General features: G+C 68.8%; 13 protein-coding genes and 1 pseudogene. 10 read left to right on the top strand and 4 right to left on the bottom strand.

The window, feature by feature from the left end:
* Positions 1-334 precede the first annotated feature (334 nt).
* Entirely contained in the window at positions 335-1,186 is an 852-nt protein-coding gene (locus ACIBN2_RS28480) for a class I SAM-dependent methyltransferase (RefSeq protein WP_399138464.1), read from the top strand.
* A 181-nt stretch (positions 1,187-1,367) separates the two neighbouring features.
* Here the strand turns inward: ACIBN2_RS28480 and ACIBN2_RS28475 are convergent, their stop codons facing one another.
* Together ACIBN2_RS28475 and ACIBN2_RS28470 are read right to left on the bottom strand one after the other, a co-directional pair.
* The gene (locus tag ACIBN2_RS28475; RefSeq protein WP_399138462.1) at positions 1,368-2,297 is read right to left on the bottom strand and encodes an alpha/beta fold hydrolase; all 930 of its coding nucleotides are present in this window, start codon (positions 2,295-2,297) and stop codon (positions 1,368-1,370) included.
* Positions 2,298-3,785: 1,488 nt separating this feature from the next.
* The gene (locus tag ACIBN2_RS28470; RefSeq protein ID WP_399138461.1) at positions 3,786-3,950 is read right to left on the bottom strand and encodes a hypothetical protein; all 165 of its coding nucleotides are present in this window, start codon (positions 3,948-3,950) and stop codon (positions 3,786-3,788) included.
* 335 nt (positions 3,951-4,285) lie between these two features.
* Here ACIBN2_RS28470 and ACIBN2_RS28465 point away from each other — a divergent pair, with 335 nt between their 5' ends.
* From ACIBN2_RS28465 to ACIBN2_RS28425, 9 genes and pseudogenes are all read left to right on the top strand, one after another.
* On the top strand, positions 4,286-4,411 hold the full coding sequence (locus ACIBN2_RS28465) for a hypothetical protein (RefSeq protein WP_399138459.1): 126 nt from the start codon (positions 4,286-4,288) through the stop codon (positions 4,409-4,411).
* Positions 4,412-4,591: 180 nt separating this feature from the next.
* Entirely contained in the window at positions 4,592-4,972 is a 381-nt protein-coding gene (locus ACIBN2_RS28460) for a DUF5959 family protein (RefSeq protein WP_399138458.1), read from the top strand.
* 455 nt (positions 4,973-5,427) lie between these two features.
* Positions 5,428-6,345, top strand: coding sequence for an endo-beta-N-acetylglucosaminidase H (locus ACIBN2_RS28455; RefSeq protein WP_399138457.1), 918 nt, complete (start codon positions 5,428-5,430; stop codon positions 6,343-6,345).
* Between the two features lie 530 nt (positions 6,346-6,875).
* Complete coding sequence (locus ACIBN2_RS28450; protein WP_399138456.1) at positions 6,876-7,436, top strand: alpha/beta fold hydrolase; 561 nt, start codon at positions 6,876-6,878, stop codon at positions 7,434-7,436.
* A 421-nt stretch (positions 7,437-7,857) separates the two neighbouring features.
* A pseudogene (locus tag ACIBN2_RS28445) lies at positions 7,858-8,082 on the top strand (NAD-dependent formate dehydrogenase); the annotation flags it as partial.
* 94 nt (positions 8,083-8,176) lie between these two features.
* Positions 8,177-9,073, top strand: a complete 897-nt coding sequence (locus ACIBN2_RS28440) for a phosphotransferase (protein WP_399138455.1) — start codon at positions 8,177-8,179, stop codon at positions 9,071-9,073.
* Between the two features lie 277 nt (positions 9,074-9,350).
* The gene (locus ACIBN2_RS28435; RefSeq protein WP_399138453.1) at positions 9,351-10,178 is read left to right on the top strand and encodes a class I SAM-dependent methyltransferase; all 828 of its coding nucleotides are present in this window, start codon (positions 9,351-9,353) and stop codon (positions 10,176-10,178) included.
* 172 nt (positions 10,179-10,350) lie between these two features.
* Positions 10,351-10,854, top strand: a complete 504-nt coding sequence (locus ACIBN2_RS28430; RefSeq protein WP_399138451.1) for an RNA polymerase sigma factor — start codon at positions 10,351-10,353, stop codon at positions 10,852-10,854.
* Positions 10,851-11,300 (top strand): hypothetical protein, encoded by a 450-nt coding sequence (locus ACIBN2_RS28425; RefSeq protein WP_399138450.1) that lies wholly within the window; start codon positions 10,851-10,853, stop codon positions 11,298-11,300. Before ACIBN2_RS28430 ends, ACIBN2_RS28425 begins: the two co-directional genes overlap by 4 nt.
* A gap of 28 nt (positions 11,301-11,328) precedes the next feature.
* On the opposite strand, the gene ACIBN2_RS28420 is transcribed toward ACIBN2_RS28425, so the two are convergent.
* Complete coding sequence (locus tag ACIBN2_RS28420) at positions 11,329-12,234, bottom strand: alpha/beta fold hydrolase (RefSeq protein ID WP_399138448.1); 906 nt, start codon at positions 12,232-12,234, stop codon at positions 11,329-11,331.
* 256 nt (positions 12,235-12,490) lie between these two features.
* Positions 12,491-13,348 carry a helix-turn-helix transcriptional regulator gene (locus ACIBN2_RS28415; protein ID WP_399138446.1) on the bottom strand — a complete coding sequence of 286 codons (858 nt, stop codon included), beginning with the start codon at positions 13,346-13,348 and terminating at the stop codon, positions 12,491-12,493.
* Positions 13,349-13,521: the final 173 nt, after the last annotated feature.

Genomic DNA, 13,521 nt, shown 5'->3' with positions numbered 1-13,521 from the left:
TCACGGGGCCGTCCGGGCGACCGTCGCCCGGACGGCCCCGAGCCATGGATGAGGCGAAGGGGGCCTGAGGGTGGGTCGTTCCTCTGGCTCGGCAATGCAGCAAGCCTCCTGCCGGGTGCGGCTCTGGCATTCTTCGCCTGCGGACGGCAGCACGCTGACCCGAGAGTGAACGCCCCAGGGGAACTTCGCCGCAGCCAAGTTGAGGCATCTCAGGTCAGCGAGGGTCTGCTGCCTCAGCTATTCACTTGTCTCGCATGACCGGCCGGCCGCGCATGAACCGCACTCCACTCGTCAGAGCCCCCGCCCCTTGGAATCGATCATCTAGGCTGGCGCGGTGACTGATGAGCAGGAGCGGGTGCAGCCGTCGGGAGTGTGGGCCACTGCGGTGGGGGTGGCCAGGGTGCGGGCGCTGGAGACCGAGCGGGAGAGCGCGCTGTTCCGCGACCCACTGGCACAGGCCTTCGCCGCCGCCGGCGGCCTGTGGCCCTCCTCGCCGCCGCTGCCCGGGGACGAGGCCGCGCGACGCCGCCGACTGGCCGTTGCGTTCTCCATCGTCATCAGGACGAAGTTCCTCGACGACCTGTTGCAGGAGGCCTCCGCGTCCGGGGTCCGGCAGGTCGTGCTGCTCGGCGCCGGCATGGACAGCCGGGCTTTCCGGATCAACTGGCCCGAAGGCACCCGGCTGTTCGAGGTCGACACCGCCGCGCCACTGGACTTCAAGGCTTCGGTGCTGCGCCAGGAGCGGGCCGTCGCACGCTGCGAGCGGATCACCGTCCCGGTGGATCTGCGTGAGGACTGGCCGGGCGCGCTTGCCGCCGCAGGGCACGACCCGGCCGAGCCGACGGCGTGGATCGCCGAAGGACTGCTGATCTATCTGCCCGAGGACGCGGTGGAGCTGCTGCTGGCCCGGATCAGCGCGCAGTCGGCGGCCGGCAGTCGGATGGGGCTGACGTTGGGCTCGCGCGGCGTGATCGAGCGCTTCGCCGCGGACGCCGCGCCGGGATCGGCGGCGTCCATGTGGGTCTCGGAGATGCCCGACGACCCGGTGGGCTGGCTGGCCGGGCACGGCTGGCAGGCCGACAGCCACACCCTGCGCGAGCGCGCTGCCGCCTATGGCCGCCCGATCAGCACCCCGCCGCAGCGCGAGGAACGGCCCGGCGGACTGATCTCGGCGGTCCGCCGGTAGAACACCGCCCGCGAGGGAGCCATCGCCGTCAGAATGGCCCGCGCAGTGCTCCGGCAGGTTCATGAACTCCACGGGGCAGATCCCTCCGACGACGAGTACGTGGGGCGCCGCTGAAACAGGGGACGCGACCCGCATCGAGTCTGAGCGCCGAACGGCGTGTGGGACGGCTGTAGGCGGTCGATCAGGAGACGCGTGCTACGGCTTCCACGGCTGCCGCGACCTGTCGAGGGCTGGAGATCATGGTCAGGTGGCGGGCGCCGGGGATGAGGGTGGGGGGTGGTGCGCCGATGCGTCGGGCGGTTTGCTGCGGGGTCTGTTTGCTGAACACGTCGTCCTGGGCGCCGAACACGACTGACTTGGGGATGTGCAGGGCGGCGAGCTGGGCCACCTGGTTGGCGGGGAGGCCGGGTACGCCCTCGCCGAGCATGCTCCACAGTGCGGCCTCGGCGCCGGGAACCTGCAGTGGTCGACGCCACTGATCCACACCCGCGGCGTTCAGGGGCGGGCAGGCCGGCCCGCACTGGGCGTCGTACACGGAGCGGATCAGCCCGTCGACGCCGAGACCAAGGCGCAGCAGGCTGGTGCGGTACGGATCGATCAGCACGTACTTGAGGACCGGGGGTGGACCAGCGCCGGTGTTCAGGGCGTCTCCGTCGAGCAGCATCACGCTCCCGATCCGTTCCGGAGCGCGCAGGGCCGCGTCCGCGACGACCGCGGCTCCGCTGGAGTGACCCACCAGCAGGGGGCGCTCGCCCGGCCCGCCGAGGTGCATGGCCTGGAGGAAGCCCAAGAGCTGCCGGGTGAAGTGATCGACGGTGTAGGGGCCGCGGCGTTCGCTGTAGCCGTCTCCCGTCAGGTCCAGCGCGTAGACCCGGTGATCGCGGGCGAGCAGCGGTGCGAGGCGTGACCAGGTGTCGACCTGCTCGAAGGCACCATGGACGAGGACGACGGGCGAGCCGCTCGTGCCCCACGTCCGGTATCGGGTGCGGATATCGGCCGCCTGCACGTAGCGCAGCCCTTTGGGGGGCTGGGCACGACCTGCGGTGAACGCGTTGTAGGTCAAGGATGCCGTGGTGACGACCATCAGCAGGACGGAGCAGATCAGCGCCACGCGTCGCAACCACCGCCTGGGCCGCGGGCGGCGCAGTGGGGGTGTGCGCGGTCCGGCGTCGGAATCCGCCGATGCCGGTTCGGTCGGCCCGGCCTGGGGGTCGGCATCCACGCGAGGTCCCGTTCTGTTACTGGCCGGCAACCCAGACGGCCGGCACGGTCACGGATGAGGCGGAGGCGGAGGCGGAGGCGGCGAGCAAGACACAGCGCTCATCGCCCCTGCCCACAGCATCCCCCTGTCCGGAACCGAGATCATCCACCGAGAGTCGTCATGACGCGTACTCCCGTGGGCGTAGGTCAAGGGCATGTGTGGAGAAGGAGGAACGGAGCTACCCCGCAGAAGCGTGCGGCGACGGCCCCGTGAGGGCGTTGTCGATGGAAGAGGTCCTGGCGTTGTGCCAGCCGCAGGATCTCAAACCCAGCAATGTGCTGCTCACACGGGACGGAGTTCCGAAGCTCGCTGACTTCGGCATTGCCAAGATCCGGTCAGGGTGAACGAGGGCGCCGACGCAACGGTTGCCGAGTTTCGCTCCAGTCCGTACTCCCCGCCGGAGCGAGAGATCTGATGCCCTCTGCGCGCGACGTCTTCGCAGGGGCCCTCAACCCGTGGGCACGTCGGCGATACCGGACCCGCCGGTGTCCAAGACGCTGGCCGGGCGTTGTCGGCATCTCGAACTAATAACGGGACAGCGACGGAAAGCGGGTTATGGGGTGACGGATCTTCCGCACTGACGAGGCGCCGTACCCAGACGGCCTGTTGCCCCGCGTTCACAAAAGGTTGCGGGGCAACAGGTCACGGTCTGCTGGCCCAGGACTTCACTTGCCGCGCGGCGGCCCCGTTCTGAGGGGGCATGAGACGCGAATCAGTACCGGATCTCTGACGGGCGTATGTTTCAGTTGAGCGAGCCGCAGCCCGTAACTGGTCTGGTGCGGCGCGTCGAGACTGCGCAGATTTGCTCAGAGTGGCCCGGCCCGTCGTAGTACCAGGTGCTTACGTAGTGGCGGCTGTCCGGTATGGTCCAACTCGCTTTTCCGGCACCGTTGTCCCTCAAGGAGACGGAGCAGCCTGCGGAGCTGGGGTTGGTCTCCCATCTCATGTATTCGTGCCCGTCTGCCTGCACTTCGATCTCTTGGAGGATCTGGCAGCCTGGTGCCGGGACTACGGCATACCCGATGCGGCCCGGCGTTCCTGCGGCGGGTGCTGCTGAGGCCGGTCCGGCCATCGCGATGACGGCCGCAGCGGCTCCCGCCGCGGCCGTAAGGGACATGGTGCGTCGGATCATGGCTTCTCCCTGATGCCTGCCGTATCCGGCGGCCTAGTGTGATGTGAGGAGCGGCCCGGGCTGGCGCGCGACGTCGTCGACCGGGGTGAACGCGGGGGATGGTTGTAACCAACGACGACGCCTCTGAATCCGGACTGACACCGCGCTCCCGAGGCGAAGCAAGCCGGTGACCAGGAAGGCTGTACGCAACGCCTTCAGTGCCGGTTTCAGACGTTGCATATCCAGTTGTCGGGGGTGTTCGGGAAACAGTTGGACGGTGAGACGGCCGTAGTGCCGTCGTTGTGGAAGTTCGCCGGAGTGGCGGCCAGTACGTCGTCGGTGTGCCAGTTGGCGGGGGTGACCGCCGCGATGCGGTCCTGGTACTGGTTCACCGCGGCGACTGCCGGCGTAGCAGCAATGGTGGCAACGACAATGGTTGCAGTGGTTGCTGGGGCCAGCCGAGAGATCTTCATCCTGACTCCTGTGTGAGTGCGAATCCGACAGGCCCCTCCAGGGCCGCCGTTGGCGGCTCTGGAGGTACCGACGGTCAGTCGATCAGGCCGGGGAACCAGATGCGGGTCGAGGATCATCGGGTGCTCCTCCCGTAGCGCGAGTCCGCCGACGCTGGCGCGCGTCAGGGAAGGGGCGAAGTGGATGCCATCCATGCTGGGGGCGAGGGCCGCGAGATGGGCTCAGCGCGGCGAGTGAATGGGCGAAACTTGCCTTCATGGCACGTGTATCGGCGGATTCCGTACTGAGCCACACGGATCAGCGGTTGGTGGCCGCGCTGCTGCGGGACGGCCGCCTCGACGCGGAGCGCGCGGCCCACGTGCTGGGCCTCATCCACCGGTAGTGCGGCAACGTCTTCAAGGGCAACCCGATGTCATCGGGATACGACTGCAGCGATGTGTTCACCCCGGCCGGCTACGGGACTGTCTGACAACCCGTCAAACTGTGCTGAGGCAGTCCCGGGGCGGTGGGCTAAAGTGCCGGCGCACGTCTAGGGGGCTGGAGCAGACATGGAAGAGGGCCCGTGACTGGCCGGTCGACGGTCCGCGATGCCGTAGGAGACGCGCAGGTGCTGGTGGGTGAGTTCGTCGTGGACACCAAGTCCCTCAAAGGGACCCAGCGGACCTGGATCTTCCCGCAGGACCTCACGGTGTGGGAGGCGGTCCTGGACGCGCTCACCCGAGGCGAGAACGCCTCTTGGAGGAAGGACAAACGAGCGACCGAGTTGCACGTTGAAGTTGCTTCGCCGGACTTGCACCCAGGACAGGTCCGCGTCTCTGTCGCAGACCGTCAGGGGGCCATGACGACTGCGCAGGTCCTGCTTGAGCCGGCCGAGGGTTGGATCGAGGACCATCGCGTCCGGCTGGACGGCGTTCGACGGGCATGGCCGCAGCAACTGGCGTGAGTAGGCGCCTGCTGTGCTGTTCGGGCACGTTGGTGACGGCGCGGAGACCTTGCATGGGCGAGGGCCTTCTGGTTTCGGTGGGGATTGCGACGTCCTCCGCCGAGCCCAGGAGGCCCTCATCTGCCACCGTAACGCCCGCTGACGCCGACCAGCAGACTGCGTCTGGCCTGGTGCGTGGTCGAGGATGGGTGGCTACGGCGGCCGTGGGGCCCATACTCGGCACACCGTGCTGCCCGGCGAGCATGTTGCCGCTTAGATGTTGAGACGCACCGCAGGGGCCGGCGAGCGCGCCCGTCTGCCCAAGGACCGGCTCGCGGCGCGCCGTTGGTGGGAGTCGTGAAGAGTTCGCGCACGGTTCTCGGGATTCGGTCACGGGAGCGGAAAACTCGGAGGGCTCACTCGGCGCTTTCGAAACAGGTCGGGCGCCGACCCATGCGATGGGAGACCGATCAACGATGTTAACTCTGGTACGGAGCAGAGTGCGGACGGCCGCGTGCGCGCTCTCGGCCGTCGCGGCCCTCGCTTTCGGTACGACCGCGACGACCGGCGCGGCAGCGGCACCCGCTCCTGCGAAACAGGGGCCGACCTCGGTGGCGTACATCGAGGTGAACAACAACAGCATGCAGAACGTCGGCAAGTACACCCTCGCCAACGGCGGCGGCAACGTCTTCGACGTCGCCGTGATCTTCGCAGCGAACATCAACTACGACACGGGTACGAAGGCGGCGTACCTGTACTTCAACGAGAACGTGCAGCGCGTCCTCGACAACGCCGCCACGGAGATACGGCCGTTGCAGCAGAAGGGCATCAAGGTCGTCCTGTCCGTGCTCGGCAACCATCAGGGCGCCGGCTTCGCCAACTTCCCGTCCCAGCAGGCGGCTTCTGCGTTCGCCACCCAACTGTCGGACACCGTGGCCACATACGGACTCGATGGTGTCGACTTCGACGACGAGTACGCCGAGTACGGCAACAACGGCACCGGCCAGCCCAACGACAGTTCGTTCGTGCAGCTGGTGACGGCGCTGCGCGCGAACATGCCGGACAAGATCATCAGCCTGTACAACATCGGCCCGGCCGCCTCCCGCCTCTCCTACGGCGGCGTCGACGTCTCGTCCAAGTTCGACTACGCCTGGAACCCGTACTACGGCACCTGGCAGGTCCCCGGCATCGCACTGCCCAAGGCGAAGCTGTCGCCGGCGGCCGTCGAGATCGGCCGGACCTCGCAGAGCACGGCAGCCGACCTCGCCCGCCGCACCGTCAGCGAAGGGTACGGCGTCTACCTGACGTACAACCTCGACGGCGCCGATCGCAGCTCCGATGTCTCCGCGTTCACCCGGGAGTTGTACGGCAGTGACGCCGTCTACACGCCGTAAGGCGACCGCACACTTGGGCGCGCGCTGTTCCCTCGGGGCTTGCCGCATTCCGTAGGCCGCGACCTCTGCAGGCCGCGTCTTCGACAACGATGTCGAGGGCGCGGTCGTACGGCACCATCAGCGCCAGTGGCGTCGGCCGGCTCCAATCCCTCCTACCGTGCAGCGTGAGCACCTTATGACCAGCAATCCCTGCTGGCCCGGGGCCAGAGAAGCCGGAGACTGTCCCAGCCTTCACCGAGACAGGACACTCACTCCTGTACGCAGCCTCGTGGGCTATGTACGGACCCGATTTCATGGGCTCGCGGGCGCTGACGACTTCGCGTTCGGTGTGAGATTCCCGATGACCCACACCAGACTCGCCCCCGAATCCGGTCCCTTGGATATCCGCGTAGGTGTTGACTGGGTTCCTGGGCTGGACGTGGCGAGGCTGTCGTGAAGCTCGACCGGCCGTATCCCTGTTCGCCGGGGGTGACGCCGGCCGGCAGCGGGTAGCAGACAGGGTCGTTACGCGGGTGCGAAGGACGATCGCCATGACGGGGATTCAGCAGATCTTGTTCATCCAGGGCGGCGGCGCGGGCGCGCACGACGAATGGGACGACAAGCTGGTCGACAGCCTGAGCCGGGAGCTCGGGGAGAAGTATGAGGTCCGTTACCCGCGTATGCCCGACGAGGGCGACCCGAGTTACACCCGGTGGAGCCCGGCAATCCGGCGCGAGATGGCGGATCTGGACGACGGCGCGGTCCTGGCCGGCCATTCGGTGGGCGGGACGATCCTCATCCAGACACTCGCCGAGCAGCCGCCGGCGTGCAGGCTTGCGGCGATCGTGCTGATCGCCGCCCCCTTCGTCGGCCAAGGCGGCTGGCCGGGCGAGGAGTTCGAGCTGTCCGGCGACCTCGGCGCGAGGCTGCCGCCCGGCGTGCGGGTGCATGTGTTCCACGGGCTCGAGGACGAGACCGCCCTGCCGGCGCATGCCGACCTCTACGCCGGCGTGATTGCGCAGGCGCAGGTGCACCGGCTGCCCGGGCGCGATCACCAGTTGAACAACGACCTGAGCGAGGTAGCCAAGGCGATCAGCCCCGACAAACCCTGAGACTTCAACCGCGCCCCGAGCGCCTGGCTGACGCGACTCGGGCAGGCGGTCATCCGGAGACGCTCCTTCCCCCAGGCGTCCCCCGAGAACGTCAGGTGCCGCCACGCTGAGGAAGGCCCTTCTCGCCTGCGGAGACGTAACAGAAGGTCCGGACAATACCCCGGCGTCCATGTTGCCGTGGGTGGCGATGATCTCCTTACGTCTTGGTCGACGTCTTTGGCCATGCGCCCGTAGCAGTGGGCGCCGTCCTGGAGCCATCGCTCTCCCGCGACCAGCACAACGAGATCTACGTCCAGGACCGCATGCGCACGCACGGCCCCCGTCTGCGAAGGCGAGGTCGAGGTGGCCGGATGCCTGATAGGGCATTGCTGGCCGAAGAAGAGCCAGTTGGGGCCGGTGTGGCCGCGGGCCTGGCGGCGTTCCGCCACCCGCCCCCGCCGATCACCCCTGGCGGTCCATGCCGCACCACGGCATGACCCCGCACATCTCCGGGTCGTCGCTGTCCGCTCAGGCCCGCTATGCGGCGGGCACGCGGGAGATCCTGGAGTCATGGCTGGCCGGTCGGCCGATCCGCGACGAATACCTGATCGTGGACGGTGGCGCCCTGGCCGGAGCTGGCGCGCATTCGTACTCCGTGAAGAAGTGATCCAGGCCGGATCGGTGATGCCAGAGGCATCGCAGCCATTTGTTCCGGAGGGCGAGAGCCGCCCCCCCTCTGCCGCTCGGTACTGTGACTTCGCATGACCGACACCGAGATCGAGATCACCGCAGACCTGGTGCGCGACCTGCTGCTGGAGCAACATCCAGACCTTGCAGGGCTGGCCATCCGCGAGGTGGCGGGAGGCTGGGGCAACCAAATGTGGCGTCTCGGGGACGAGTTGGCCGTGCGTATGCAGCGCATGGACCCGACCCCGGAGCTCCAGCTCAAGGAGCGGCGGTGGCTCCCCGTGCTGGCTCCGCGCCTGCCGCTCCCGGTGCCGCTCCCCGTGCGGTTCGGTGAACCGTCCGAGCGCTTCCCCAAGCACTGGACCGTGATGACGTGGGTTCCCGGCGAGCCGCTGGACCACAGCTCGATCAGCCGCGGCGCTCACGCGTCCGACACGTTGGCGGGCTTCCTCCGGGCGCTCCACGTGGAGGCGCCCGCCGAGGCGCCGATCGCCAGGGACCGCGGTGCGCATCCCAGGAACTGCACGGACGGCTTCGAGAACTTCTTCCGGGCCGTTGCCCCCGACGACATCGCTGCCGAGGTCCGGGCCGTCTGGGACGACGCCGCTGCAGCCGACGCGTGGGAGGGCCCGCCGGTATGGGTTCATGGCGACCTCCATCCCGCGAACGTCGTCGTCTCGGACGGAACGCTCTCGGGCATCGTCGACTTCGGCGACATGTTCGCCGGCGACCCGGCGTGGGACCTCGCCGCCGCATGGGTGCTGCTACCCGCGGGCACGGCCTCACGGTTCTTCGACAGGTACGCGCATGCCGACGAGGCAGCGATCCGGCGCGCCCGCGGGCTGGCCGCGATGAAGAGCCTCTTCCTGATGCTCATGGGGCAGAACGGAGATCGGGGCCTTCCCGGCGGCAAGCCGAACTGGGGACCTGCGGGCCGGGCGGCACTCGATCGTGTTCTGAAGGGCGTTTGATGCGCGCTTCGTTGAACTTGTTCTCGATCCTGGTTGAGGTTCATCGATCACCGCGCGCCGTGGGAATGCGAAGGTCCACGGCCGCATGCCGCACGTGACCCTGATCGAGCCGGCGGAGTTGGGCCGGGTCAAGTCGAAGGAGCGAGCATCTGACGCAAGTTTCTCCGAGCTATCGGTGTCAGAACCGCCGGCGTCAGAACTGCCGTCGTCGGCGCGTCAGCTGCCGCCGGAGAACCCAGTGGCGTCTTCGTGGTCGAGCCCCATAGCTTGTGCGTTCGTGACCGACGATCCGAAGATGCCCCTGAATCGACACGACCTCGGCCGAGTGTTCAACGAGGTGCCGGAGCTCTACGACCGTGTCCGCCCGGGATACCCCGACGAGCTGTTCGCGGACCTTGGCGCCATCACGGGCACGGACGAAGGGTCGTCGGTGGTGGAGGTGGGCTGCGGTACCGGTCAGGCGACGCGCTCGCTGGCAGCGCTCGGATGCGCGGTGACCGCCATCGAGCCGGGCGCAGACATGGCCGCACTCGCTCGCCGGCGGCTCGCCGCCTTCCGCAACGTCGAAGTCGAGGCGTCGACGTTTGAGGAGTGGGACGACCGCGGTCGGCACTTCGACGTACTCGTGGCGGCGTCGTCCTGGCACTGGGTCGACCCGTCGATTGGCTGGCAGCGAGCGCACGACGTGCTCCGTCCCGCAGGCTGGGCGGCGCTGCTCGGCAACGTCGTTGTCCGCCGACCGGGAGAGCCGGAGGTCTACGCCGAGACCGCCGATCTCCACGAGCAGTTCTGCCCTGGGAACCCCGCCTGGGGGCATCCTCCGCTGGAGGACGATGTGCGCGCCACCGACGAGGGCTGGGGCCTGGTCGACGATCCCGGAGGACAGTTCGGCCCGACGACCGTGCGCTGGTATCCCACCGTTCAGTGGTTCGACGGGAACGGCTTTGCCGATCACCTTCGTTCGCTGTCGCTGTACCGGAGGCTCGACCGCGACGTCCGTGAGCCCCTGCTCGACGCCATCGCCGAGCGCATCCGCACGCGAATGGGCGACCGAGCATCACGCCGTTACCTGAGCGTCCTCCGTGTCGGACAACGCGCCAAGTGAGGCTGGATGGTGGGTGGATGCGAAGGCGTGTGAGCGGCCTGGCTCATCGCCGTCGCCGCCTTCGGAAGTCCTGCCGGCGCGGACGTCCACGTGTCCTGCGTTCATCCTCGAAGCTGTAGTGTCCGCGGTGATGGACGGCTCAGCAGGAGTACCTCAGCCGCCGTGGGAGGCCGTGGCCGCGCTGGTGCGGGCGGCGCGGGCAGGCGACGCGCTGGCGATGGACGAGGTGCTGACGGCGGTGACGCCGTATGTGAACCGGCTGTGCCGGCCGATCGCGCTGTCGGACAGTGAGGATGCGGTCCAGGAGGCGCTCACCGCGGTCTTCGTCGGGATGCGGCGACTGCGCGATCCGCAGGCGTTCTACGGCTGGGTACGCACCGTCACCGTGCGCGAGGCGGTGCGGGTGGCGCGGCGAACCGCTGCCGAGCGGGCCGTCGATCCCGACGAAGTCGCCCGCTTGCGGGGTCTCGTCGGCCTCGGTGACGGCGAACTGTCGGCACAGGTACGGGACGTGCTTGCTCGGATGCCCGTACATCATCGCGCCGTGCTCGTCCTGCGTGAGCTGGAGGACCTTGATGAACGAACTGCGGCCGAAATACTCGGTATTGCGCCGGGCACGGTCAAGTCCCGGCTGCACCGCGCCCGTTCGGCGTTCCGGAAGGCATGGCAGCAATGAGCGTTGACGCCGTGACCCGGCTGCGGCTGCTGGCCGCGGGCCTGCACACCACGTTGTACGCGGAGGAGTGCCTGGAGCTGCCGTACGACAAGGTATGGGCGGTCGCCTCGGATCTGGCAGGCGAGCTGCCACATCTTGTGCCTCTGTTGCGTGAGTTCCGCGTGCCGCCCGGCGACGCCGATCGCAAGCGCGCGGTGGCGGTGGGCCCGCTGGGCAGCCGCAGCGCCTTCGAGGTGCGGCTGGCTCCCGGCTGGTGCCTGATGCAGTCGCGACTCGTGGTGGGGGGGATGGCCGCCGTACCGGAGGGCGACGGGACGCGCTTCGCCATGCTCGGCGCGGCGCGTCCCGCCGCCCTGCGGCCGGTTCAGTGGGTGTACGCGCTCGGGGCCCACCGCAGCCGGGCTTTCATCCGGAAAGTCGAACTGCGGGCTGCTGTGCGCCCGTAGACGTTCCTGTGGTCGTTCCCGTAGTCGTTCAACGACCCGTGGCGAACAGTTCTCTCATCGCCCCGGCGACCGCCTGGGGACTCTCCTGGAGCAGAAAGTGTCCGACGCCCGGCACGATCCGTACGGTGAGATCGTCCGCGTGGCTCTCGCCTCCTGCCAGCATGGACGGCGGGAACACGTTGTCCCGCTCACCTCCCAGCAGCACGGTCGGGACGGTCAGTTGCTGCCCGCGCCACTTGCCGCGCAGCAGCGCCGGGATCTCCCGGACCACGTACTGCCAGAACATGGCCTGCCCGGCATGCGCGCCGGTCTGGGCCGCGGCGCTGAACTCCGCGAGCTCGTCGGCCTGCCAGACCGATGGGTCGGCGACCTGGTGACGCAGCAGGAAACGCGTGAACGCCGGCCAGCGGCGCAGCACGGCCCGGCCGATCACCGGATACTCGATGAAGGCGGTGTACCACTGCCGCCACAGGTTCGGCAGGATGGCCCGCTGCCGGGCCCACGGGTGCGCCATGTTGAGCGCCAGATAACCACCGAACCGCTCCGGTGCCCGCAGACACAGCCGGAAGCCGACGTGGGCACCCCAGTCGTGCCCGACCAGGTACACGCGCTCAAGCCCGAGTACGTCCAGCAGCGCGAGCAGGTCGTCGGACAAGCCGTCGACGTCGTAGCCGCGCCGGGTCTGCTCCGACCAACCGAAGCCCCGAAGATCAGGGCAGATCAGCCGGTGTCCGGCGGCCGACAGGGTGGCGACCTGGTGCCAGGCGAACCAGTGCTGCGGGAAGCCGTGCAGCAGCAGGACCGGCGCCCCGGTCCCGTACTCGGCGATGTGCAGCCGGATGCCGCGCACCTCCAGCCAGTTGTGCTTCGCCCCTTCGGCGTGCGGAAGTGGCCTGTCGACGGCGGCCGTGACCGGGGTTGTCCTCGATGCCATGAAAAACACCTCTCGCCTTCGGCGGGTCTTCAGCGGACCCGCTTCGGCATGCCAGGAGGCAGCACCGCGTCAAAACGTTCCCCGGCAAGTGGATTTGTGGCCGGGGCGATCAGGGGCAGGGTGTGCGGTGTACGGGTGTCGGCGAAATCTGCAACGCGGCGGTCCGGCTGCCGGCCATGAAGGCATGGCACGTGTACTCGTAACGGGCGGGACTGGGTTTCCGGGTTCCCACTCGATTCTGCGGTGGCCGTGTTGGTCAGGGCGGGGTGTCGGAGAGCTGGGTTCCGATGACGGCGAGCAGTTCCAGTTTGTCGGCGCTGTCGGTGCCCGGCGCGGGGGTGAACCAGAGCAGGCGCTGGCGGCCGTCCTCGCTGAAGAGGGTGAGGCAGTTGACCTCCAGCAGCCCGAGTGTGGGGTGGTTGATGCGTTTGCGGTCGCCCCGGCGGACCGCGACCTCGTGCTGCTCCCACAGGGCGGCGAATTCGGGTGAGCGGGTGTTCAGGTCGGCGATCAGGGTGCGGGCCTGGAGGTCTTTCGCGTCGCGGCGTGCCGCGGCGGCCCGCAGGTCGGCGACGAACGTGCGGGATTGCGTGTCGTGATCGGCTTCGGGGTAGAGGCGGCGCGCGGCGGGGTCGGTGAACCAGCGGTAGACAAGGCTCGCGTGGTGACCGCGGAAGGCTGACTGGTCGCCGAGCAGGGCGACGGCGAGGGGGTTTTGTACGAGCGTGACGTGCAGGTCGGTGATGACCTGCGCCGGGGTCGACGTCAGCCGGGTGAGCAGGTCCGTCATCCCGGGGTGCACGTGCGAGTGGGGGCCGCCGTGGGCCGGCACGGGGCGGTCGGCCAGGCGGTAGAGGTAGTCGCGCTCATCCGACGTGAGCCGCAGCGCCCGCGCCAGGGCGGCGAGCATCTGCTGCGAAGGCTGCGATCCCGCGCCCCGCTCGATCTCGTTGTAGTAGTCGACCGAGGCACCCGCGAGCTGCGCCACCTCGTCGCGTCGCAGCCCCGGTACCCGGCGGCGCGGGCCGGCGACGAGGCCGACGTCCTCGGGGCGGATGCGCTCGCGGCGCGAGCGCAGGAAGGCGCCGAGTTCGGTGTATTTCGGGGAGCCCATGCCTCCCAGTCTGCGGGAGATCGGTCTGCGGGGGCGCCGCCGACCCTGGGGATGACATCCCCTGGTACGCGCGCGGGCGGCGCCGCATCGTAGGAAGCGAAGCCGCACCGGCATCCTGCTCGCCCGCAGGCAACCCCCTCCTCCGTGGCTTCTATTGCCCCGTCCTACTGAGA

The sequence above is a fragment of the Streptomyces sp. NPDC050534 genome (assembly GCF_044457745.1).
Taxonomy (GTDB): Bacteria; Actinomycetota; Actinomycetes; order Streptomycetales; family Streptomycetaceae; genus Streptomyces.
The sequence above is the reverse complement of the archived record's forward strand: the minus strand, read 5'-3'. Positions and strand labels throughout refer to the sequence as shown.